This window comes from Gordonia abscondita, from assembly GCF_032711245.1.
In the GTDB taxonomy this organism is placed as follows: Bacteria; Actinomycetota; Actinomycetes; order Mycobacteriales; family Mycobacteriaceae; genus Gordonia.
Genome location: NZ_CP128986.1, coordinates 189142 through 211829, shown reverse-complemented (window position 1 = coordinate 211829; position 22688 = coordinate 189142). Strand labels below are relative to the sequence as shown.

General features: G+C 66.5%; 17 protein-coding genes and 1 tRNA gene. 14 read left to right on the top strand and 4 right to left on the bottom strand.

The genetic code is table 11. The features are described from left to right. Positions 1 to 137: 137 nt before the first annotated feature. Both MP11Mi_RS00975 and MP11Mi_RS00970 read right to left on the bottom strand, forming a co-directional pair. On the bottom strand, positions 138 to 3920 hold the full coding sequence (locus MP11Mi_RS00975) for an ABC transporter ATP-binding protein (protein ID WP_459076869.1): 3783 nt from the start codon (positions 3918 to 3920) through the stop codon (positions 138 to 140). Continuing rightward, complete coding sequence (locus MP11Mi_RS00970) at positions 3887 to 4669, bottom strand: hypothetical protein (protein WP_420712819.1); 783 nt, start codon at positions 4667 to 4669, stop codon at positions 3887 to 3889. The genes MP11Mi_RS00975 and MP11Mi_RS00970 overlap by 34 nt, the downstream gene beginning before the upstream one ends. A 207-nt stretch (positions 4670 to 4876) precedes the next feature. On the opposite strand from MP11Mi_RS00970, the gene MP11Mi_RS00965 reads away from it, so the two are divergent. The 5 genes from MP11Mi_RS00965 (at position 4877) to MP11Mi_RS00945 (ending at position 11227) form a co-directional block, all read left to right on the top strand. Then, positions 4877 to 6334 carry a DHA2 family efflux MFS transporter permease subunit gene (locus MP11Mi_RS00965; protein WP_420040463.1) on the top strand — a complete coding sequence of 486 codons (1458 nt, stop codon included), beginning with the start codon at positions 4877 to 4879 and terminating at the stop codon, positions 6332 to 6334. Positions 6335 to 6467: 133 nt separating this feature from the next. Beyond that, positions 6468 to 7751 carry a metallophosphoesterase family protein gene (locus MP11Mi_RS00960; protein WP_420040462.1) on the top strand — a complete coding sequence of 428 codons (1284 nt, stop codon included), beginning with the start codon at positions 6468 to 6470 and terminating at the stop codon, positions 7749 to 7751. Continuing rightward, a complete protein-coding gene (locus MP11Mi_RS00955; RefSeq protein WP_420040461.1) occupies positions 7748 to 10345 on the top strand; it encodes an AAA family ATPase in 2598 nt (865 codons plus the stop codon). Before MP11Mi_RS00960 ends, MP11Mi_RS00955 begins: the two co-directional genes overlap by 4 nt. Before the next feature lie 67 nt (positions 10346 to 10412). Further along, a tRNA-Arg gene (locus MP11Mi_RS00950) sits at positions 10413 to 10485 on the top strand. A 451-nt stretch (positions 10486 to 10936) separates the two neighbouring features. Next, positions 10937 to 11227, top strand: a complete 291-nt coding sequence (locus MP11Mi_RS00945; RefSeq protein ID WP_420040460.1) for a putative quinol monooxygenase — start codon at positions 10937 to 10939, stop codon at positions 11225 to 11227. Positions 11228 to 11530: 303 nt separating this feature from the next. Here the strand turns inward: MP11Mi_RS00945 and MP11Mi_RS00940 are convergent, their stop codons facing one another. Further along, the gene (locus MP11Mi_RS00940) at positions 11531 to 12103 is read right to left on the bottom strand and encodes a nitroreductase family protein (RefSeq protein WP_420040459.1); all 573 of its coding nucleotides are present in this window, start codon (positions 12101 to 12103) and stop codon (positions 11531 to 11533) included. 222 nt (positions 12104 to 12325) lie between these two features. Here MP11Mi_RS00940 and MP11Mi_RS00935 point away from each other — a divergent pair, with 222 nt between their 5' ends. The 5 genes from MP11Mi_RS00935 (at position 12326) to MP11Mi_RS00915 (ending at position 16274) form a co-directional block, all read left to right on the top strand. Further along, complete coding sequence (locus MP11Mi_RS00935; RefSeq protein ID WP_420040458.1) at positions 12326 to 13366, top strand: NAD(P)/FAD-dependent oxidoreductase; 1041 nt, start codon at positions 12326 to 12328, stop codon at positions 13364 to 13366. After that, positions 13363 to 14241 (top strand): RNA polymerase sigma-70 factor, encoded by an 879-nt coding sequence (locus MP11Mi_RS00930; protein WP_420040457.1) that lies wholly within the window; start codon positions 13363 to 13365, stop codon positions 14239 to 14241. Before MP11Mi_RS00935 ends, MP11Mi_RS00930 begins: the two co-directional genes overlap by 4 nt. 31 nt (positions 14242 to 14272) lie before the next feature. After that, positions 14273 to 15103 (top strand): shikimate 5-dehydrogenase, encoded by an 831-nt coding sequence (locus MP11Mi_RS00925; protein ID WP_420040456.1) that lies wholly within the window; start codon positions 14273 to 14275, stop codon positions 15101 to 15103. 89 nt (positions 15104 to 15192) lie between these two features. Further along, positions 15193 to 15579: a DUF1304 domain-containing protein gene (locus MP11Mi_RS00920; RefSeq protein WP_420040455.1), complete on the top strand. Its 387-nt coding sequence runs from the start codon at positions 15193 to 15195 to the stop codon at positions 15577 to 15579. Then, positions 15576 to 16274 (top strand): haloacid dehalogenase type II, encoded by a 699-nt coding sequence (locus tag MP11Mi_RS00915; protein ID WP_420040454.1) that lies wholly within the window; start codon positions 15576 to 15578, stop codon positions 16272 to 16274. Before MP11Mi_RS00920 ends, MP11Mi_RS00915 begins: the two co-directional genes overlap by 4 nt. Before the next feature lie 34 nt (positions 16275 to 16308). Here the strand turns inward: MP11Mi_RS00915 and MP11Mi_RS00910 are convergent, their stop codons facing one another. Beyond that, on the bottom strand, positions 16309 to 17157 hold the full coding sequence (locus MP11Mi_RS00910) for a PfkB family carbohydrate kinase (protein ID WP_420040453.1): 849 nt from the start codon (positions 17155 to 17157) through the stop codon (positions 16309 to 16311). 68 nt (positions 17158 to 17225) lie between these two features. On the opposite strand from MP11Mi_RS00910, the gene argS reads away from it, so the two are divergent. From argS to thrC, 4 genes are read left to right on the top strand one after another with little or no spacing between them, the layout of a single operon-like run. Further along, complete coding sequence (argS, locus tag MP11Mi_RS00905; protein WP_420040452.1) at positions 17226 to 18878, top strand: arginine--tRNA ligase; 1653 nt, start codon at positions 17226 to 17228, stop codon at positions 18876 to 18878. Further along, entirely contained in the window at positions 18875 to 20296 is a 1422-nt protein-coding gene (lysA, locus tag MP11Mi_RS00900; RefSeq protein WP_420040451.1) for a diaminopimelate decarboxylase, read from the top strand. The genes argS and lysA overlap by 4 nt, the downstream gene beginning before the upstream one ends. Beyond that, a complete protein-coding gene (locus tag MP11Mi_RS00895; protein ID WP_420040450.1) occupies positions 20296 to 21606 on the top strand; it encodes a homoserine dehydrogenase in 1311 nt (436 codons plus the stop codon). Before lysA ends, MP11Mi_RS00895 begins: the two co-directional genes overlap by 1 nt. Continuing rightward, entirely contained in the window at positions 21599 to 22684 is a 1086-nt protein-coding gene (gene thrC / locus MP11Mi_RS00890; protein ID WP_420040449.1) for a threonine synthase, read from the top strand. The genes MP11Mi_RS00895 and thrC overlap by 8 nt, the downstream gene beginning before the upstream one ends. Positions 22685 to 22688 lie beyond the last annotated feature (4 nt).

The following is a 22688-nucleotide window of genomic DNA, read 5'->3' as shown; positions in this document are numbered from 1 at the left end:
CAATTCACCCAGTGCTTTGTCGTGTCACCTGGCTGGTCGAGTGCGGCTTGTGGTCGCAACGCCAGCCAATTAACCAGCCTACGCGGGTGTGTCGTTCGTCGCCGCGTTCAGGTATGGATGGAGGTCCAGGTCACCTTTCATGTGGTCGAGATCATAGGTGCGGTGGCGTCGGCGTCAGCCGATACGCCTGCGTCCCACAGGCGACGGTATGGACCGTTCGCCTCGTAGAGGCTCTGGTGGTCGCCGTACTCGACGATCTGGCCGGCGTCGACGACGGCGATCGCGTCGGCACGCGCCGCTGTGCCGAGACGGTGGGCGACGATGACGCTGGTCCGCCGTCGTGCGAGGGCGTCGCCCGCGGCGAGGACTTGGGCTTCGGTGGCCTGGTCGAGCGTGGCTGTCGCCTCGTCGAGGAGGATCAGGTCGGGTTCGACGAGTTCGGCTCGGGCCAACGCGATGAGCTGTCGCTGCCCGGAGGAAAGACTGCGGCCGCGTTCGGACACGGTGTGCTCCATCCCGCCGGGAAGGGCCGCGATCATCGTCGCGGCTCCGACCCGCCGGGCGGCGTCGGCGATCTGCTCGCGGCTCGCGTCCGGCCGACCGAAGGCGATGTTCTCGGCGACGTCGCCTGCGAACAGGTGAGGTTCCTGCGGGACGACGCCCAGACGTGAGCGGTATCGGGCGAGAGTGATGTCGCGCAGGTCGACGCCGTCGATGCGGACGTGCCCGGCTGTCGGATCGTAGAAGCGTGCGAGCAGTTTCACGATGGTCGACTTGCCCGCGCCGGTCGCACCGACGAGTGCGAGCGAACTGCCCGGCGGCACGTGAAGGTCGATGTCGGCTAACGCTTCATTGTCGGCGCCGCGGTAGCGGAAGCCGACGTGCTCGAACGCCACCGCGCCGTCGAATCCGGTGCGCGTGTCAGGGGTGTCGGGGTCCGCGGCGTCGAGGATCGACGTTCTCGTGGTGAGAAGATCCCGGATACGGCGCAGCCCGACGGCGGCCTGCTGATAGCCGTCGAACACCGTCGTCAACTGTTGCACCGGGCCGAACAGCATAGCCAGATAGAGGACGAACGCGATGAGGGTGCCCGGCTGGAGTTGTCCGGACGCGATCTGGTGTGCGCCGACACCGACGGCGACGGCGGTCGCGAGGTCGGCGCAGAACTGGATAAACGGGAAGTACGCCGCGACGGCCCGCTGAGAGGTCATCCGGGCGCGATACCAGGCCTGCGATCGCTCGCCGAACGCGGCGACCGCCACCGGGATGTGGTGATAGCCGCGCGTGGTAGACAATCCTGCGATGTTCTCCTGGAAGTCGGCGTTCACCGCGGAGACGAGTTCTCTGGTGCGCGTGTATGCGGCCGACGAGACACGCCGGAACCAGACGGTGGCGACGGCCAGCACTGGGAAGATCGGGAGCACCGCGAGCGCGACCTCCCAATCGGTTATCACCAAGGCGGCGAGGACTCCGACCAGCGTGAGGAGCGCTACGACAGCGGATGACAGGCCCGTCTGTAGGAATCCCGACAATGCGTCGACGTCGGTCGTCATACGCGTCATGATGCGGCCGGACAGTTCGCGCTCGTAGTAGTCGAGGCCGAGGCGCTGCAGATGTGCATAGCTGCGGATGCGCAGCGAATAGAGGACACGTTCGCCCGCACGGGCAGCGACGATCGTGTTGATCCGTCCGGCCACCCAGGCGAGTGCGACGAGGGCGACGCCGACACCGGTAGCGGTGACGATGACGTCGGTGCTGTCGGCGTCGAGGACGTGCCGTGCGATGGATGGGAACGCGAGGCCGACGAGAGTGTCGACGGCGATCGTGCCGATCAACGCGACCAGCAGTACGCGGACCGGGCGGAGGATCTGCACGAGGCCGAACGTCGGGCGTTCGGCTCGCGCGGCGGCCTCGTCGACGTGGGGTTCCTCATCGGCGGGCGGAAGGGCCGCGACGGCCGCTTCGATCTCGGGTGTGGCGGGCATCGCGCCGAGCGCTCCCGACATCGGGCCGCCGGCGGTACGCCGCCCGACGGCGGCAGAGGCGGGCGGTTCGCCGACGCGGCGGGCACCGGGGGCCGGGACGGCTCCGCCGGGCCACAGGTCGTCGACCGATAGGGCGAGTTGCCGGTCCAGTGCGAGATGGGGGGCAGCCTCTGGGCCCGCGGGGGACATCAACCGATTGAACTCGGTGCTGCGCGAACCCAATTCGTCGACGGTGCCGATATCGGTGATGCGCCCGTCCTGCAGAACCGCGACTCGGTCGGCGATCGTGAGCGTCGACGATCGGTGCGCGAGAACGAGCATGGTGGCGCCGTCGTCGCGCAGGCGCCGCAAGATTCGCGACTCGGTGAGTGCGTCGACGGCGGACGTCGCGTCGTCGAGGACCAAGACCCGGGCATCAGCGTGGAGGGCGCGGGCCAGCGCGACGCGTTGACGCTGTCCGCCGGACAGGGTGAGTCCGCGTTCGCCGACTGTTGAGTCATAGCCGTCATCGAGCGAGGCGGCGAAGTCGGCTGCGGCGGCGCCCGCCGCGGCTTCGACGGCAGGCCGGTCGGCAGGCGACTCAGGGTCGGGGCCGAGAGCGATGTTCGCGGCGATGCTGTCCGAATAGAGGAACGGCTCGTCGTCGACTACGGCGAGGGTGTCGGCGAGGGCGTCTGGGTGCAGGTCGGCGATCTCGACCCGGTCCGAAGAATCGGTGAGCGACACCGACCCGGTGGACGGTCGATACACGCCGGCCAGGAGGTGAGCGAGCGTCGATTTGCCCGACCCGGGGCCGCCGATGACGGCGACGCATTCACCCGGTGCGACCGAGAGGTCGAGGCCGTCGAGGACGGGGGTGTCGTCGTAGGCGAAGTGGACATCGTCGAACTCGATTCCGAGCGGCCCGTCGGGCGCAGTCTCGGTGGACTCGAATGCCGCGTCGCGCGGGTGCGAGATCACGTCGTAGACGCGAGTGACCGATGCCTTGGCGAGTTGCGCGTTGACGACGAGGTTCGTGAGGACGCGCGCCAGGCCGGTCATCGTTGCGAGGTAGGTGGAGAACGCGAGGAAGGTGCCAACGGTGATGGTTCCGTGCAGGGTGAGCCAGCCGCCGAGACCGATCACCAGGACCATTCCGAGTTGGGGGATCGACGTCATCGTCGGGGCGAAGAAGGCGCTGAGCTTGGCGGTGCGCAGCTTCTCGCGGAAGAGGCGGGCGCTCAGTGTGGCCAGCCGGTCGGTGACGCGTTCCTCCTGTCCGAAGCCCTTCACGACACGGACACCGGTGACGGTCTCTTCGACGTGACCTGCGACGTCGGCCGCGGCCTGTTGGGCGGACCAGGTGGCGGCGAAGAGTCGGCGCCTGCTCGCGTATACGAGCAGTGCGAGTAGGGGGACGACGGCGACCGCGACCGCGGTCAGCAGCGGTGACAGCCACGCCATCACGCCGAATGCCAGGACAGCTTGCACGGCACCGCCGAGCGCGAGCGGCGACATCGCCAGCAGACCTTGCACGATCTGCAGGTCGGAGATCGAGCGGGACACGATCTGGCCGGTGCGGATCTCGTCGCGCGCGCGACCGTCGAGGTGCAGGAGCGTCTCGAGGAGATCGCGGCGGAGCCGGTCTTGCACAGAGACGGCGAGCGCCCCGGCGCTCATACGTCGCCCGAACTGGCAGGCGTAACGGACGACGGCCGCCACGACAAGGGCGCTCACGATGACGGTCAGCGTGACGTTCGGTGCGGTCGGTTCGCCGGTCGCGAGGTCGACGGCGGCGCGCACCAGCAGCGGTACGAGCAAGTCGACGGCGACCGCGCCGAGGGTCGTGACGATCGTTGCGATCGCCACTGACCTGCGGGCGAAGCACTGCGCGGTGAGGCTGGCTATCCAGCCGCGCCGGTTCAGTTGGCCCCTTCGATCGGAGAGACGACAGATCCGTCGACGATGCCGTCGACGACGGTCAGCCACCGAGTGGGCGGCTGACCGAATGCGTTGCGCGCGTTGCGGATGACTGCGGCACCCAGCGCTCGGTTGCCGACGCCGCCGATCACTGCGCCGATACCGCCCGGCAGCACCTTCCCGAACATGACGGGTGCCTTGCCGATCGTGAATTTCTTGACGAACCTATTGGTGAGCGCCTTGTTGATGGTCGCCAGGTTCGCGCCCGGGATGCCGGGCACGCCGAGTTGCGCGATCGCATTCTTGTTGCTTTTACCGAGCGTCCTCCCGATGATTCCGACGCCTTCCTCGCCGAGGGCGACGGCGAGAACGAGTGCGCGACGGCGATCGTGCTGGGTCGGGGCGATGCCGTGGACGTCGGCGATCGCGAGGGCCAGTAGCGCCGAGGCCTCGATGAAGAAGACGGTCTCGGCAGACATCGCGCCGATCGCTGTGACGGTGCCGACGCCTGGGACGGCGGCTGTGGCGCCGACGGCCCCACCGGATGCGGTGACCGTGGTCAGGTAGTGCCGTTCGAGGCGTCGAATGATCTGCTCTGGCGACTCGTCCGGGTGTCGTCGCCGAATGTTCGCGACGTAACGGGCCACCGCGGGCTGTTGAAGGCGCTGTGCCTTGTCGACGAGCGTCGTGATGACCAGCCCGGAGCGGCCAGACGTCTGTGATGCGACGTCCGCCGGAAGGCTGGTCTGAGTGTCGAGCTGTTTGGACTTCTTGGATCCGAACACGCGTGTCTCCGTTCTCTCCAGTCGGCGCATACATCAGCGGCGGCTCGCAGGAGCCACCCCGGTGCAACGGTTTGCGCCCTCCATTATTCCCGCCCGTGAAAGCGCGCGTCGACCAGCGGATTTGGGTGGCTGGCGACACACTGTTCCGGCCAGTGAACAGTGCTACGGTTCACGTCGTTCAAAGTCGGAGACAGGGGCGCGTCGGATATGTCAGTTGCGAGTGGGTCGACGTTCAAGCCAGTTTCCGACAAACCGTGGCAAGCGTTGTTCGCGTTGTGTGTCGGATTCTTCATGATCCTCGTCGACATGACGATCGTCGCTGTGGCGCAGCCGCAGATCAAAGCGTCGCTCGACGCGAGCGTCACGGGCATCGTCTGGGTGACGAGCGCGTACCTGTTGACGTATGCGGTGCCGCTCCTGATCACTGGGCGCCTCGGCGACAAGATCGGTCCGAAGAAGGTGTACCAGGCCGGCCTGGTGGTGTTCACTCTCGCGAGCCTGTGGTGTGGCCTGTCGGGCTCGATCGGCGAGTTGATCGCCGCCCGCGGTCTGCAAGGGGTTGGGGCCGCACTCATCACGCCGCAGACGATGGCGTTGATCACGCGGATCTTCCCGCCGGAACGCCGCGGCGCGGCGATGGGCGTGTGGGGAACCGTCGCCGGTGTCGCGACCGCTGTTGGCCCGCTTCTCGGCGGTGTCCTGACCGACGCGTTCGGGTGGGAGTGGATCTTCTTCGTGAACCTGCCGGTCGGCATCGTCGGCCTGGTGCTCGCGCAGATGCTGGTGCCGAACGTGGAGACGCACGACCACAAATTCGACTGGATCGGTGTCGCCCTGTCCGCGATCGGGTTGACCGCCGTCGTGTTCGGCATCCAGGAGGGGGAAAGCTACGAGTGGGCCGCCTGGATCTGGGCGCTCGTCGTCGGCGGTCTCGTGTTTCTCGCGTTGTTCGTCGTCTGGCAGTCGAAGATGCGCGGCGAGCCACTCGTCCCACTCAGCTTGTTCCGGAACCGGAACTTCACGTTGAGCAACATCGGTATCGCGACGGTCGGCTTCGCAGTGTCGGGATCGATGATCCCGATCATGTTCTTTCTTCAGTTGGTCGGCGGGATGTCGCCGACCCGGTCGGCGTTGGTGATGGTGCCGATGGCCGTGATGACGGGAGCCCTCGCACCCATCGTCGGCCGTGTCCTCGATCGACTTCACCCCAGTGCGATCGTCGCGTCGGGTCTACTCGGTTACGCGGTCGCCACGTTCTGGCTCGGTTTCATCATGACCCCGGAGTCGCCGGTGTGGCTTCTGCTGCTGCCGACGATCTTGATGGGCGTGTCCAGCGCGGGTATCTGGGCGCCGTTGGCCGCGACCGCGACCCGGGACCTGCCGTGGTATCAGGCCGGGGCGGGTGCGGGTGTCTACAACACGACGCGTGTGGTCGGTTCGGTGATTGGTGCGTCCGCGATCGGTGCACTGATGACATCGCGGCTCGCGGCGAACCTGCCCGGCGCGGATTTCGACCACAGCGACAGCTCGCAGGTTCCCGATATCGCGCGCGACGGCTTCGCCGACTCGATGGGCCAGGCCATTTACCTCGGTGCCGCGCTCCTCTTCATCGGCTTCCTCTGCACACTGTTCCTCAAGCGTCCGTCCCACCAGCACACCGGATAGTTCGCTGGTCGGGCCTCTCATTCGCTGGTCGAGCGAAGTCGATCCCCACACCCCGCGTGCCGGAGCCGAGATTGTCGGACCTGGATCGTAGTATCGGAGCGAGTTCGATTCCAGGTGTGGAAAGGGGGTCACGATGACCGAGCCGTTGTTCGAGATGGAGCCGCTGTCGCTGTTCGACGTGCCGCACACTCCTGCCGCTCCTGCCGTGCCGCAGCCCGTCCCACCCACGGCACCGCCGGTGCCGACGATCGACCCCGAGGTCACTTTCCTGCACACCGCCGACTGGCAGCTTGGCATGACTCGACGTTTCTTGACCGGCGAAGCGCAGCACACGTACGCGGCGGCGCGCGACGCCGCCGTCGTGCGGATCGGTGAGGTCGCGGCGGAGACCGGCGCGGAGTTCGTGGTGGTGTGCGGCGACGTATTCGATGATCCGCGAGTGTCCACCCGGATCATCCGACGGACGCTCGACGCACTGGGCGACTATCCGGTGCCGGTGTACCTGCTGCCGGGAAATCACGATCCGCTCGATGCGACGAGCGTGTACCAGTCGGCCGCGTTCGTCGACGCACGTCCGAACAACGTGCACGTCCTCGACGAGCCCGGAGTGGTCCGCGTGCGCGACGGGGTCAGCATCGTCGCGGCTCCGTGGCATTCGAAGCATCCGACGTCGGATCTGATCGCCGATCAGCTCGGCCACCTGCCGCCCTCCGACGACATCCGAATCGTCGTCGGCCACGGTGGGATGGATTCGTTGAGTCCGAATCCTGATCCGTCGATCGTGCGTAGCGCTGGTCTCGATGCGGCGACGGCCGATCAACTCGTCGACTACGTCGCGCTCGGCGATCGGCACTCGGTGACGTCGGTTGGTGAGTCGGGGCGCGTCTGGTATTCGGGTGCACCCGAGGTGACGGCGTTCGACAATGTGGAGACCGAGCCCGGACATGTGTTGGCGGTGACGCTGCGTCGCGGGACCGCGTCGTCGGTCGACGTCCGCAGACACAAAGTGGGGCAGTGGTCGTTCCGCACACTGACTCAGGACATGAACGACGCCGCCGACGTCGAGCGGCTGCGTGCAAAGTTGGATTCGTTGGCCGACAAACCTCGTACTGTCGTCCAACTCGCGCTGGTCGGGACGCTGACGGTGTCGGAGAACGTCGCACTCGATCGGCTGCTGGAGGAATCGTCCGACAGATTCGCGGCGATCAAGACCTGGGATCGGAGACATGATCTGACGATCGTCTCCGATGCCGCCGACCTCGACGGGCTAGACCTGCAGGGGTACGCGGCGCAAGCGGCGGAAGAACTGCAGGAGCGTGCGACGTACGCGCCCGACTCGGTGAACGCGGGCTCGGATGCTGCCGCTGCCCGCTCGGCTCTGTCGTTGCTCTACCGGCTTGCGGGCAGCACGCGATGAGGTTGCACCGGCTGCGCGTTGCAGATTTCCGCGGGATCGTCGAGCGTGAGGTCGTATTCGCCGACAGCGGGGTGACCGTCATCGAAGGCGAGAACGAAGCGGGCAAGTCGTCGATGGTCGAAGCTCTCGACCTTCTATTGACGGTCCGCGCGAATAGCTCCAAGGCTCAGGTTCGGGCAGTCCAGCCGTCCGGACGTGACGTCGGCAGCGAGGTATTCGCGGAGATTAGCTGCGGCGCCTACCGTTTCGAATACTTCAAGCGTTTCAACAAGTCAGCGGAGACGGCGTTGACGATCATCGAACCCGCGCCCGAACAACTCACCGGCCGCCCCGCGCACGAACGTGTCGAACAGATTCTCGGTGCGTCCCTCGACAGCACGTTGTATCGCGCGTTGCGTCTGCTGCAGTCGTCCGACCCGGAGTTGGGTGATCTCACGGACAGTTCCGCTTTGTCGCGTGCATTAGATCGCGCGGCCGGTCAGGTCGATGATGTGGCCGCTGACAGCCCACAGTCGCAAGATCTCGTGGCTGCGGTGTCCAAGGAATATCTGCGATACTTCACCGCGGCGCAGGGACGGCCAAGTGGTGAGTTGTTGCAGGCTCAAAAGGCGGCGGAGAGCGCTGCGGCCGCGGTCGCTGAACGCGAGCGTCTCCTCGCGTCGGTGCAGGAGGCCGCCGACGGACTTCCGCGCGTGGTCCGAGCGATCGACGACGCGATGAGCGAGGAGTCACAGCAGCGGGTCGAGGTATCGACTCTTGCCGCGCACGTTTCCGAAGCCGACGCGGTCGGCGACCGGCTTGCTGCGGCGAAGGCCGTTGTCGCTCGGTGTGAGCTAGGTGTGCACGCGGCGCGGGCCGCGGCGCGCGAGCGGGCGGACGTGCGCACACGGCTCAGTCAGTTCGAGTCGGAGATCGCGACTACCAGCACTGCGGTGCAGACCGCGCGCGGTGCCGCCGACGCCGCGGGCGAGAAGGCCGCGGCCGTCGCCGAACGGATCGTCGTCGCGCAACGGAATCTCGACGACGTGCGGGCGTGGCTGGAGTACGCGGAAGCTGCGGAGCGGGTCGCAGCCGACCGACGCCGTCTGGCGGATTTGGATGCCACGATCGCCGAGGTGACGCGGTTGCGCGGAGAGGCCGACGACGCACGTCGGGCCGTCGCCGAATTGCACGCGACCCCGGACGACGCTGCGCGCGCGGCCGAGATCGATCGTGACATCGCTGCCGCGACGGCGCGATTGGAGTCGGGTGCGGCGACCGTCGTGGTGACTCCGCTCGCCGACGGCGTGCAGGTTGACGGCGCTGCTGTGGACGATGAACAGACCTTGCGAGTCGCAGCGTCGACAACGGTCGAGTCGCCGTCGATGCGTGTCCAAGTGATCCCAGGCGCAGACGCACAAGCTTTCGCCGACGACCTGGCCCGACTCACCGCTCTCGGGGACGAACTCGTAGCGCGCTCCGGGGTGGGCAGGCTCGCGGACGTAGCTGCTGCGGCGGCTCAGCGGACCGAACTGTTGCGGGTTGCGGCGGAAGCTGATCGGCGGCTGCAGCGTGAATTGTCCGGGCGTGACGCCGACGGTCTCGCGGCGCTCCGCGCCGAGATCGCGGCGTGTATCCCTGAGAGCGATCCGGTGCCTGCAGCCGGCGCCGAAGATGTCGTCGTGCTGCGCGCCAAAGAGCGGGAGCTCGCAGCCGCTGCCGCGCAGGCGCAGCGTGAGTGGGACGCCGAGCTACATCGCGAGCGGGAGGAGCGCGGTCGCGCACAAGCGTGGGAGACGTCCGGTGAGAACGCACGGGTGGCAGCAGCGTCGCTAAGGCAGCAGATCGCGACCGCCGAAGCCGACACGTCCGACGATGCGTTGGCTGAGGCCGTCACCGCGGCCGAGGACGAACTGACTCAGGCGAAGACTGCCGAGACGAAGATGGCAGGCGAGGCGGCCCGTGTCGACGCGGCCGGGGTCCGAGCCAAGTACGACGAGGCGGAGGCCGCGCTCGACCGCACGCGCGCACGGCTGGCGCAGCAGCGGAAGCTGCAAGCGGAACTGTCCACGCGAATCGAGGTGTGCCGCAATGACGGCCGCCTTGATGAGTTGTCCGACGCGGTCGCCGAGAACGAGGCGGCTCAAGTCGCCGTCCAGCGTGTCACTGAGCGCGCCGAGGGTGCACGCTTGCTGCATGAAACGTTGCAGCGTAAGCGGTCCGAGTCTCGGGCACGCTACATCGACCCGTTTGCGCGCCGCCTCGAAGAGCTCGCCGCGCCGGTGTTCGGTGACGGTGTGCGCTTCTCGGTCGGCGACGATTTCCAGATCGCGTCGCGGACCCTCGACGGCGTCACCGTCGACGTCGCAGCGCTGTCGGGTGGCGCTCGCGAACAGCTCGGGCTCCTCGCGAGGCTGGCGTGCGCATCTCTCGTCGACGAGGCCGACGGAGTTCCGGTGATTCTCGACGACGCGCTCGGCTATACCGATCCGAAGCGCCTTGCGTCGATGTCGACGGTCATCGGCACGGCCGGTCCTGGTTCGCAGATCATTGTCCTGACCTGCACACCCGACCGGTATCGTGGCGTAGACGACGCCACGCTGGTCGCTGTCTGACGCGTGGGCCACGCCCCAGTGTTGGGAAGACGAACCTGGGTGCGCTAATGTTGCTCTCGCTTGATCCGCCCCCCTAGCTCAGGGGATAGAGCGTCTGCCTCCGGAGCAGAAGGTCGTAGGTTCGAATCCTACGGGGGGCACAGTCTGACCAGCGGTTTTCCTGCGGTCTCTTGGCATACGTGCCAAATGCGCGGTACACGGTGTCAAGTCGGAGACAGTTCGGTGCCTGCAGTGCTATCAATACGGACGACGGCGTTGGATATACCGGCCGTAATCTCACGGTACGGACATGCGAACGACGCCTCCGACTTGTTATCGCCGCTCGAGATCGTGCGGTTTCCGTATCTGCAACCCCGGGTCGATCGCGGGCCGAAGAGCCTGGCGCGACATACCTCAGGGCCTCGCACCCACCCGTGTGCAGGTCGAATACGCGCTGTTGGCGGTGTCTGACCGCCTCGCCGCCGGGGTGAAAGCGGATGGTGACGTCGATGTGGAGTCCGGATGTGGTGTCGCGATCGCGCTGTCGCACTCCGGGCGATCAGTACGGTGGAAGGTGGTCTTGCCAAGCACTCAAGAAGGAGCGAACCCCACATGGTCATTCTCAACGTGTTCTTCGATGTCAAGCAGGAACATGAAGGGGCATTTGTAAAGCTCCTGCACCATATGGTCGTCGAGTCCAACAAGGAGAACGGCTGCCTGCTCTACCAGTTGCACCGCAACATTGCAGAACCCCTTTCGTACAACCTCATCGAGCACTGGGCAACACAGGGCGACCTTGACGCGCACGCCCAGTCGGAGCATTGGAAGCATTTCGACGCAACCGTCAACAACTACCTCGACTCCGACTACGACGAGCATCATTACCAGGAGATCCCGCAGTGATATCGGCGGCGCCCATTTGCGGCGAGGCCAGTCAACGGCACTGACCGTCGGGACGCCTGGCCGTCCGAGTATGAGAGTCGGTGGTCTTCTACTCGGTCACGTCCACCGGCACATCGACTATCACCGGGCAGCCGGGCGCATTCTGAGACTCGACTCACGATTTGGTGCCACATGCACTGGCGCGGACTACTCGCCGCTCGCGTCGTCCGTCCGGCCCGGCGATGGTCCCGGAAAATATTGCCTGAATCGGCCGTTGCGCGGAGCCGTGGGCGGTTGCCGATACATCGGAATGCGCTGAGGCTCTCAGCCGCGCGCCCACGTGACCTCGCCACGTCCCAACCGTTCACGACTCGTGCCCGGTGACGCGATCTCGCCGGGCCCGTGGGCGGCAGATCCGAAAGCAGTCATCGAAGTGACCTCGAACTGAGGCGCGACGCCGAACTCGGCGGCCACCGCGTCGCGGTCGAACGCCCGGAACTGGTGCGCTGCCAGGCCCAGCGCGAGCGCCTGAACGGTCATATGTGCGACGGCCTGACCGAGGTCGTAACGCGAGAACTCCGAGTACTCCCAGTCCGGTGCGTCCTCCACGTGGGTCTGCGTCAGGTTCACAACCAACAGCGACGCATCCGGCGCCCACCCAGCGGAGCTTCGAGCGAGATGTCGGACGGTTCGCGCGTGGACGGCGCTGCCACGCAGCCCGGCGATGAATCGCCACGGCTGCGAGTTTCCCGCCGACGGCGACAGACGCGCCGCGTCGAGCAACGTGTCGAGCTGCGGGTCAGTCACGGTCGCCGTCGGATCGAACCGGACAGGGCTGAAGCGGTTCGTCAGTGCGGGATGGACTGCTGGGGGAGCAGGGGATTCGTCGCCGGTCACGTAACCAGTGTGAACGCATCTGCGGAGCCGCCCAATGCTCCACGCCTCGGAGCCGTTGCGAACTGAAGGAGAGTGTCGTCGCCGAGACGAACGCTACCAACGGCCAACGAACTCTGGTCGCGAATTCGGCTGTCCTCCGGAAGACCCAAACGGAGACTGTCACAACGCGCGCCCGCCCGGTGTCTTATGAGTGCAAGGATGACAAGGGTAGGAGGAGCACTCATGAGGATCGTGGTTGCAGGAGCTGGCTACGCGGGAACTGTTGCGGCGAACCGGTTGGCGCGCAAGCTGACCGATGCGCAGATCACTGTGGTGAACCCGAGCTCGGAGTTCGTCGAACGTGTCCGGCTGCACGAGTTGATCGCAGGCAGCGGCACCGCGACGCGGCCGCTGCGAGAAGTCCTCGACGACCGGATCGAACTGCGCATCGCGGCGATCGAGAAGGTTGGCGACGGCGTCCTCACCCTGGCGGACGGTCAGTCGCTCGAATACGACAAGCTCGTCTACGCGGTCGGTAGCTCGAATCACGCGCCGGAGGGGACCTATCCGGTCGGCAGCCTCGACGCGGCGCGCGCCGCCCACGCCAAACTTGCCGAGCTCGACGGCGGGGCGACAGTGACTGTCGTCGGCGGAGGACTCACCGGATTGGAGGCCGCGTCCGAGGTCGCCACCGAACGGCCCGACCTGACCGTTCGCATCGTCAGCGATGAATTCGGCGCATCACTTAGCAGTAGCGCCCGCCAGCGCGTCCTCGACGTGCTGCGCGATCTCGACATCGACATCGTCACCGGCGAGTGGACGTCCGACGAGCCCGCAGATCTGACCCTGTGGGCCGTCGCGGGACAGGCGCACGAACTCGCCGTCCGCAGCGGACTCGCGACCGACCCGGCAGGGCGGGTCGAAGTCGGCGCCTGCCTGCGAAGCACCAGCAATCCGAGCGTCTACGCGATCGGCGACAGCGCAGCCGTCGCCGGCGCGCGGTTGAGCTGCCAGGCGGCACTCCCGCAAGGTGCGGCGGCAGCGGACAACCTCGTACGGGATCTCAGAGGTGAGGCGGGCAAACCGTTCTCGATGTCATTCGTCGGACAGAACGTGTCGCTGGGCCGCAAGAACGGCGTCATCCAGAGCGCACACCGCAACGACGTCCCCACCAAGATCTGGTTCGGCGGTAGGCCAGCCGCGTACCTCAAGGAACGAGTCTGCCGCGGCGCACTCTGGTCAGCGCGCACGGGAAGAGCGGCATCGATTCCTGGCCCGAAATGACCGATAACCAAGGCGGACCCGACGACTTCGTGACCCACCGGGCATTGTTGTTCTCGATCGCCTACGAGATACTCGGATCAGTCTCCGATGCTGAAGACGCGGTGTCCGAGAGTTGGATCCGATGGCGCGACGTCGACCACGAGAAGATCGACAATCCGCGCGCCTACCTCGCTCGGACAGTCACCCGCCAGGCGTTGAACGCGGCACGCTCGGCCGGGCGACGTCGCGAGGAGTATGTCGGGCCGTGGCTACCCGAACCACTGGAGGCGTCCGAGAGCGACGGCCTCGACCACGTGTTGACCGGCGAAGCCGTCACAACGGCGATGCTGCTGGTGTTGGAGTCGCTGAGGCCCACCGAGCGTGCAGTGTTCGTGCTGCGCGACGTATTCGACTTCGACTATCGCGAGATCGCGGCGGCCGTCGGGAAATCGGAGACAGCGGTTCGTCAGGTGGCGCATCGGGCGCGAAACCATGTTCGGTCCAGACGCTCGTCCGCAGTCGCCGAACCGGCACAAGCGCAGTCCGTCGTGGAACGGTTCCTGATGAGCGCGGTCAACGGCGACGTCCAAGGACTGATGGATGTGCTGGCGCCTGGCGTCGTCTACCTCGGCGACGGCGGTGGCGTGGTGTCGGCAGCACGCAGGCCGGTCGAAGGCGCAGACCATGTAGCGCGGATGGTGGCAGGTCTATTCACCAAGGGCGCCCAACTCGGGGCGCTCGGCTTCCGACCGACTGTCGTCAACTCGATGCCCGCGGTCATTGTCTCCATCGACGGCTTGGTCGATAACGTCACGTGCGTCGAGGTTACCGGCGAGATCGTGACCGCCGTCTACACGATCCGAAACCCGGAGAAGTTGCGGGGATTGACCGTGTGACGGAAGCCGACCCGGCACTATCCTGGGCGTCATGACCGCACCGCACTCGCGCGCTCTCGACCGTGACACCGTTCTCTGCGTTTCACTAGCGGCGCGGCCGTCGAACATCGGCACCCGGTTCCACAACTATCTCTACAACGAACTCGGGTTGAACTACGTCTACAAGGCGTTCGCGCCCGACGACATCGCGGCCGCAGTGCAGGGGATCCGAGGCCTGCAGATCCGTGGTGCTGCGGTGTCGATGCCGTACAAGGAGGCAGTGATCGATTTCGTTGACGTCATGGAACAGTCGGCGGCGGCGATCGAATCGGTCAACACGATCGTCAACGACCGAGGAGTCCTCCACGCCTACAACACCGACTACCAAGCGGTCGCCGACCTGCTCGCGTCGTCGTCGTTCGACCGTGACGCGACGGTCGCCGTCGCAGGGAGCGGAGGAATGGCCAAAGCCGTGGTCGCTGCTCTGCGCGACACCGGCTTCACAGATGTCACCGTTGTGGCCCGCAATAGGGAGACCGGCGGGGGACTCGCCGAGAAGTACGGCTTCGCGCATGTCACCGACCTCGGCGACGCCCGCCCGGCGATTCTGGTGAGTGCGACCCCGATCGGCATGTCAGGCGGACCGGCCGCCGCCGAGATGCCATTCACTCGAGAAGTCGTCGCCGCCGCAGTCGGCTGTCTGGACGTTGTGGCGATGCCACCGACGACCCCGCTCGTACAAACGCTGCGTACACGCGGCGCAGAGGTGATCAGTGGTGACGCGGTGATCGCCGGACAAGCGGCGGCACAATTCACTCTGTACACAGGCGTTACGCCGACCGTCGAGCAGATTCGGAAGGCATCGGAGTACTCGCGGACCTGACACCGCTGCGGACCGGCATACCCGTATAGACGGTCGCAGGCGCTGTGCGGTGTCACTGTGGACGAGCCTGCCACGCTTAAACTTGTCGCATGCTCATCGCAGGATTGGTCTTCGCGGCAGTGGCAGCCGCCGTCCACGTGTTCATCTTCTACCTCGAGTCCATCGTCTGGACCACGCCAAAGGCGAGGGCCGTATTCGGCACTACTGAGGCGGAGGCCGAGTCGACGAAACCCCTCGCGTTCAACCAGGGCTTCTACAACCTTTTCCTCGCGATCTCGATCGTCGTCGGAATCGTCCTCGTCGCCGTCGGCCAGGAGGAAGTTGGGGCGACACTCGTGCTTGTCGGTGCGGGCAGCATGGTCGCGGCAGGGGGCGTCTTGATGCTGTCGGATCCGTCGAAGACCCAGGCCGCGCTCAAGCAACTCGTACCGCCCGCGATCAGCGTGATCCTTGTCGTGCTCGGAATCGCGCTGTGACCGCGGGGCCGATCAAAGTTCTTGCATTCGACACGTTCGGCACGGTCACCGATTGGCATACCGGCGTTAGCGGCGTGCTGGCAGGAGTCTTCCCCGAACTGGACTCGTCCGAACTGGCGCGCGCGTGGCGACGTCGATACCCGCCCGCGATGGCCGAGGTCGAGGCAGGCGAACGCCCATGGACGCTGCTCGACGATCTGCAGCGCGAGACGCTGGTCGACGTGCTGGCGGAGGCCTACGACGTTGTCGCGACCGACCAGCAACTCGACGAGGCGGTGCACGCGTGGCACGTGATCCCGGCATGGCCCGATGTGTCGGACGCGCTGCGCCGGCTGAAACAGAAATACACCATCTGCGCGCTGAGCAACGGGAACGTCGCGCTTCTCAACGAGATGGCGAAAGCGTCCGACCTCCCGTGGGACGTCATCGGCGGCTCCGACCTGTGGCGACACTACAAACCGGCGCGTGAGACCTACCTAGGCATCGTCGACCTCCTGCAAGTGCAACCGCACGAAGCGATGATGGTCGCCACTCATGCCACGGATTTGGCGGCGGCTCGTGGCTTCGGCTTGCAGACCGCCTACGTCGAACGGCCCCGTGAGTGGGGGCCGGAGACGAAGGTCGCCGAGCCGAGCGGGCTGAACGCGTTTAACGTGGGCGGGATCGATGAATTGGCTACCGCGCTCGGCTGCTGAGTCGGTCGGTGCGGGCGATCTCGACTCCGCTCGATCAGCGGCGGGACGCCCGCGTGAACGCGTCGACGTCGGCGGCGGTCGGCGCCGACGCGGCACCGCTGATCGTCGTCGCCAGTGCGCCCGCGGCGTTGGCGCGCGCCAGCCGGTCGGCGGGTGGGAGATTCCATGACGCCGCGAGCATCCCGGTGAACGCGTCGTCCGCTCCGGTCGTGTCGGTGACGTCAACGGAGATCCCGTCGGCTCGGACGAGCGCGTCCGGGCCGCGCAGTTGGGCACCGTCCGCCCCGAACGTGGTGACGACGATCCCGACGTCGTCCAGAGGTACGCGAAGGGCTTCCGCCTCGGCTCGGTTCACCACCGCGACGTCGACGAGGGCCCACAGTTCGGCGGGAATATCGATCACCGGCGACGGATTCAGCATCACTGTGGTCCGGGCTTGCCGTGCGGTGTGGGCAGCGTCGAGCACTACCGGGACCGGGACTTCCAGTTGCACCAGCAGGACGTCGGCGCCGGAGATTATGCGGCGGTCCTCCTCCGACAGCGTGAGGAGCGCGTTCGCTCCCGGAACGACGATGATCGTGTTCTCTCCACGAGAATCGACGGTGATGAGCGCGACACCAGTCTGTCCCGGGACCCGAGACGTGCGGAGCTGGATGTCGTTCGACAGCGACAGCACACGGTCGGCCGCGTCGTCGTCGCCGACCGCTCCGATGAACGTTGTCGAGGCGCCCGCCCGCGCGGCCGCGCGGGCCTGATTGGCACCCTTGCCTCCTTGACCATAGGAGACCGACGATCCAGCCACGGTCTCGCCGGGGTCGGGAAAATGTGCACACGAGACGACTACGTCGAGGTTGATGCTGCCGACGACGGCGACGGAGGTCATAGCGCAACCGTAAGGGGTCGCGACTCCGCTCGACCAGCAGCGGCGGCGGCCGGATAGACTAGACCACCGTGACTCCCACCGAACTCGCCGCTCTGCTTCGCGCTGCGACCCAGAAGGTCTTTCAAGCCCATGACCTGGACGTCGACCTCATTCCCGACACGGTGGTCGTCGAGCGTCCGCGCAGTCCTGAACACGGCGACTACGCCACCAACATCGCACTCCAACTCGGTAAAAAGGTCGGTGTCAATCCGCGTGAGCTCGCGACGTGGCTGGCCGACGAGTTCGCCGCGGACGCGGGCATCGACTCGGCCGAGATCGCGGGACCGGGCTTCGTCAACTTGCGCCTGGCCGCGGCTGCACAGAACCAGACCGTCGCGGCGGTCCTCAGTGAGCGCGCGTCGTACGGGCGCGGCGACGAACTGAGCGCGCTGAACGTCAACCTCGAGTTCGTGTCGGCGAACCCGACCGGCCCCATCCACCTCGGTGGAACCCGGTGGGCAGCGGTCGGCGACGCCCTCGGTCGCGTCCTCGCCGCGCGCGGTGCGACCGTCGCCCGCGAGTATTACTTCAACGATCACGGCGAGCAGATCAATCGGTTCGCACGGTCCCTGCTGGCAGCGGCTCTCGAGCAGCAGGCGCCGGAAGACGGCTACGCGGGCGAATACATAAAAGAGATCGCGGCGACCGTCGTCGGCAACAATCCCGGCGTACTCGATCTCGCCGAAGACGACCGGCTCGAGACGTTCCGCGCCGACGGCGTCGAGTTGATGTTCGGACACATCAAGCGGACGCTAGCCGACTTCGGCACTGTGTTCGACGTCTACACGCATGAGAATTCGATGTTCGAGCGTGGCCTCGTCGACGAGTCGATCGCCCAACTCAAGGCGAGCGACAACTTGTACGAGGCAGATGGCGCATGGTGGCTGCGGTCTACCAACTACGGCGACGACAAGGACCGCGTGGTCCTCAAGAGCGACGGCAACGCCGCCTACATCGCGGGCGACATCGCCTACCTCAAGGACAAGCACGATCGCGGAGCCAACCACCTGATCTACATGCTGGGCGCCGACCACCACGGTTATGTCGTGCGCCTCAAGGCTGCGGCGGCCGCGCTCGGTTACGATCCTGACTCAGTCGAGGTCCTCATCGGCCAGATGGTGAACCTCGTCAGGGACGGCAAGCCGGTGCGGATGAGTAAGCGGGCAGGCACCGTCATCACACTCGATGACCTCGTCGAAGCCGTCGGAGTGGATGCGGCGCGGTACGCGCTGATTCGATCGTCGATCGACGTCAACATCGACATCGACCTCGACCTGCTGCGCAAGCAGTCCTCCGACAACCCGGTGTATTACGTCCAGTACGCGCACGCCCGCCTGTCGGCGCTCGCGCGCAGTGCCGCCGAGCTGGGACTCACGCCGTCCACCGACCACCTCGAATTACTCGACGACGAGTCCGAAGGCGATCTGGTCCGCACCATCGGCGACTACTCGGAGGTGGTCGCGACCGCGGCGACGCTCCGCGAACCCCACCGTGTGTCGCGATACCTGGAGTCCCTCGCGGGCGCCTACCACCGCTTCTACTCGCGTTGCCGGGTCCTCCCGCAGGCCGATGAGGAGCCGACCGACGTCCATACGGCGCGTCTCGCGCTGTGCGCGGCGACCCGTCAAGTACTCGCCAACGGCCTCGACTTGGTCGGCGTGAGCGCACCGGAGCGTATGTGATGGCACATCCCGCTGGCCCCCGCCACGCCGACATCCTCGCCGCGCCGCACCTGGCCGAACGGCCCAACTCGCCTGCTGAGCTCGCCGAGATCCCGGCGAAGGTGTACCCGCGCGGCACCGGCCGCACCGACGACGGCGCGGTCACGATCGGTGGCATCGGTGTGGACGAACTCGCCGACACCTACGGCACCCCGCTGTTCGTTTACGACGAGAACGACTTTCGGTCGCGCTGCGCCGACATGCAGGCCGCATTCGGTCCGTCGGGGCGCGTGCATTATGCGTCGAAAGCCTTCCTGTCGCTCGAAGTCGCGCGCTGGGTGCAGTCCGAAGGCCTCTCGCTGGACGTGTGCACTGGCGGCGAACTCGCGATCGCGCTGCACGCGGGCTTCCCGGCCGAGCGGATCGCGATGCACGGCAACAACAAGAGCGAAGCCGAACTCGACTATGCGCTCGAATCGCGGATCGGTCACGTTGTCGTTGACTCGATGTTCGAGATCGAACGGCTCGACCGTCTGGCGGGCGTGCGTGGCGTCGTCGCCGACGTCCTTATCCGCGTGACGCCGGGTGTGGAAGCGCACACCCATGAATTCATCTCGACTGCGCACGAGGACCAGAAGTTCGGTTTCGCGCTGGCTGGCGGCATCGCCATGAACGCGATCCGTGCGGTCTTCGCATCCGACAATCTGCGTCTGGTCGGTCTACACAGCCACATCGGCTCGCAGATCTTCGAGATCGACGGGTTCGAACTCGCCGCGCATCGCGTCCTCGGTCTACTCGCGGACGTCGTCGCGGAGTTCGGCGTCGAGAAGACCACACAGATTGAGGTCCTCGATCTCGGTGGCGGCCTTGGTATTTCGTACATCCCATCGGAGGATCCGCCGCCGGTCGCCGACCTCGCTGCGTCTCTCGTGGAGATCGTGCGCCGCGAATCCGAACGGCTCGGGCTCCCGATGCCGTCGATCGCCGTCGAGCCGGGCCGCGCCATCGCCGGACCCGCAGGCGTCACCGTCTACCGTGTCGGCACCATCAAGGACGTTCAGCTCGACGGCGCGGCGACGCGCCGCTATGTCTCCGTCGACGGTGGTATGAGCGACAACATCCGCACCGTCCTGTACGACGCCGAGTACGACGTTCGGCTGGCCAACCGCGTGTCCGAGGCACAAGCCGTCGTGTGTCGTGTGGTGGGCAAACACTGCGAGTCCGGTGACATCGTCGTCCGGGACTGTTGGCTTCCCGCAGACCTGACACCGGGCGACCTGCTCGTGGTCGGCGCGACCGGTGCATACTGCTATTCGATGTCGAGCCGGTACAACATGGCGCCGCGTGCCGCGGTCGCCGCCGTGCACGACGGAGCGTCGCGGCTCATGTTGCGCCGCGAGACCGTGGAAGATTTCTTGAGCTTGGAGGTCCAACCCTGATGGCCGCTACGTCACCCCGTCCGATCGGCGTCGCCGTCCTCGGGATGGGCAACGTCGGAACCGAGGTGGTCCGGATCCTCACCGATCAGGCCGCTGACCTGCAAGCACGTGTCGGCGCCCGCGTCGAGCTGCGCGGCGTCTCGGTCCGTGATCTATCGCGCCCGCGTGGCGCCGTCGACTCGGCGATCCTCACCGACGACCCGGCATCTCTCGTCACCCGCGACGATGTCGACGTCGTCGTCGAACTAATCGGCGGGCTCGAGCCGCCGCGGACACTGATTCGCACCGCGTTGGAGGCCGGCAAGTCGGTCGTCACCGCGAACAAGGCGTTGATGGCAGTCCACTCGGGCGAACTGTCCGACGCGGCGGCTGCCAGCAACGTCGACCTCTACTTCGAGGCGGCCGTCGCGGGTGCCATCCCGGTGATCCGTCCGCTCACGCAGTCGTTGGCGGGCGATTCGGTGAACCGGGTGGCGGGCATCGTCAACGGCACCACCAACTACATCCTCTCGGAAATGGACGAGACGGGAGCCGACTACGCCGACGTCCTCGAAGAGGCCGGTCGTCTCGGCTACGCCGAAGCGGATCCGACCGCGGATGTCGAAGGGCACGATGCGGCGGCGAAAGCGGCGATCCTTGCGTCGATCGCCTTCCATTCGCGTGTCACCGCGAACGATGTCTACTGCGAGGGCATCACCGCGATCACCTCCGATGACCTCGTGGCCGCGAAGAAGTTCGACTGCACGGTGAAACTCCTGGCGATCTGCGAGCGCATCGACGCGGACGGCGTCGAGAAGATCTCGGCCCGCGTCTACCCGGCGTTGATCCCGCACGAGCATCCGCTCGCCACCGTCAACGGCGCGTTCAACGCAGTCGTCGTCGAAGCCGAGAACGCCGGACGTCTGATGTTCTACGGGCAAGGGGCAGGCGGCGCGCCGACCGCGTCGGCCGTCCTCGGCGATCTCGTGATGGCCGCGCGTAACCGCGTGTACGGCGGCCGCGGTCCGCTCGAGTCGACGTATGCGTCGCTGCCGATCGCGCCGATCGACGACGTGCAGACCCGCTACTACGTGTCGATGAACGTCGCCGACAGGGCAGGCGTCCTGGAACAGGTCGCCGCCGAGTTCGCCAAGCGTTCGGTGTCGATCGCCGCTGTCCGACAGGAAGGCGCGGGCGAGTCCGCACGCCTGATCGTCGTCACCCATCGTGCCTCCGACCGCGACCAGTCGGAGACCGTCGCCGCTATCGAGAAGATGGACTCCGTCATCAAGGTGTCCAGTGTGCTCCGACTGGAGGGAACCAATGACTGACTCCGCTTACCTGCCCGTTCACCAGGGCTGGCCCGGCCTCATCGAGGCCTACCGTGACCGGCTGCCCGTGCAAGACGGCTGGAAGATCGTGACGCTCCACGAAGGTGCGACGCCGCTGGTGGCTGCTCCCGTGCTGTCGGAGATCACCGGCTGCGACGTGTACCTCAAGGTCGAAGGCCTCAACCCGACGGGATCGTTTAAAGATCGCGGCATGACGATGGCCGTCACCACCGCCGTCAACAACGGCAAGAAGGCGGTGCTCTGCGCGTCGACCGGCAACACGTCGGCGTCGGCCGCCGCCTATGCGACGCGTGCCGGAATGACGTGCGCCGTCCTGATCCCCGAAGGCAAGATCGCGATGGGCAAGCTCGCCCAAGCGGTCATGCATGGGGCGCAGGTCATCCAGGTGCAGGGCAATTTCGACGACTGCCTCGAACTGGCTCGCAAGGTGACCGCTGAGTTCACCGAGATCGAACTCGTGAACTCGGTCAACCCGGCCCGTATCGAAGGCCAGAAGACGGCGTCGTTCGAGATCGTCGACGTCCTCGGCAAGGCCCCCGACATCCACGCGCTCCCCGTCGGCAACGCGGGTAACATCACCGCGTACTGGAAGGGCTACAGCGAGTATTACGCCGACGGCATCATCGACGCGCTGCCGCGCATGCTTGGAGTGCAGGCGGCAGGCGCGGCGCCCCTGGTCAATGGCGCGCCGGTCTCCGACCCGGAGACCATCGCGACGGCGATCCGTATCGGTTCGCCCGCGAGCTGGAACCAAGCCGTCGCTGCGAAGGACGAATCGAACGGCCAGTTCCGGGCCGCGACCGATGAGAAGATCCTCGAGGCGTACCGACTCGTCGCAGGCAGGGAAGGCGTCTTCGTCGAGCCCGCGTCGGCGGCCAGCGTCGCCGGCTTGCTCGCCGCGCACGAGGAGGGTTGGGTCGAAGCTGGCTCGACCGTCGTCTGCACGGTGACCGGCAACGGACTGAAGGACCCCGACACCGCGCTGCTCGACATGCCCGCGGTCGATGCGATCCCGGTGGATCCGGTGGCTGTCGCACGCGCACTGGGTGTCAGCTGACGGG

Bases quoted from the DNA above. Each gene is read 5' to 3' on its own strand.
- MP11Mi_RS00895 (WP_420040450.1), top strand. From the start codon at position 20,296: ATGGCCGCTACGTCACCCCGTCCGATCGGCGTCGCCGTCCTCGGGATG.
- thrC (WP_420040449.1), top strand. From the start codon at position 21,599: ATGACTGACTCCGCTTACCTGCCCGTTCACCAGGGCTGGCCCGGCCTC.
- MP11Mi_RS00920 (WP_420040455.1), top strand. From the start codon at position 15,193: ATGCTCATCGCAGGATTGGTCTTCGCGGCAGTGGCAGCCGCCGTCCAC.
- MP11Mi_RS00960 (WP_420040462.1), top strand. From the start codon at position 6,468: ATGACCGAGCCGTTGTTCGAGATGGAGCCGCTGTCGCTGTTCGACGTG.
- MP11Mi_RS00935 (WP_420040458.1), top strand. From the start codon at position 12,326: ATGAGGATCGTGGTTGCAGGAGCTGGCTACGCGGGAACTGTTGCGGCG.
- MP11Mi_RS00925 (WP_420040456.1), top strand. From the start codon at position 14,273: ATGACCGCACCGCACTCGCGCGCTCTCGACCGTGACACCGTTCTCTGC.
- MP11Mi_RS00930 (WP_420040457.1), top strand. From the start codon at position 13,363: ATGACCGATAACCAAGGCGGACCCGACGACTTCGTGACCCACCGGGCA.
- MP11Mi_RS00965 (WP_420040463.1), top strand. From the start codon at position 4,877: ATGTCAGTTGCGAGTGGGTCGACGTTCAAGCCAGTTTCCGACAAACCG.
- MP11Mi_RS00945 (WP_420040460.1), top strand. From the start codon at position 10,937: ATGGTCATTCTCAACGTGTTCTTCGATGTCAAGCAGGAACATGAAGGG.
- MP11Mi_RS00910 (WP_420040453.1), bottom strand. From the start codon at position 17,157: ATGACCTCCGTCGCCGTCGTCGGCAGCATCAACCTCGACGTAGTCGTC.
- MP11Mi_RS00955 (WP_420040461.1), top strand. From the start codon at position 7,748: ATGAGGTTGCACCGGCTGCGCGTTGCAGATTTCCGCGGGATCGTCGAG.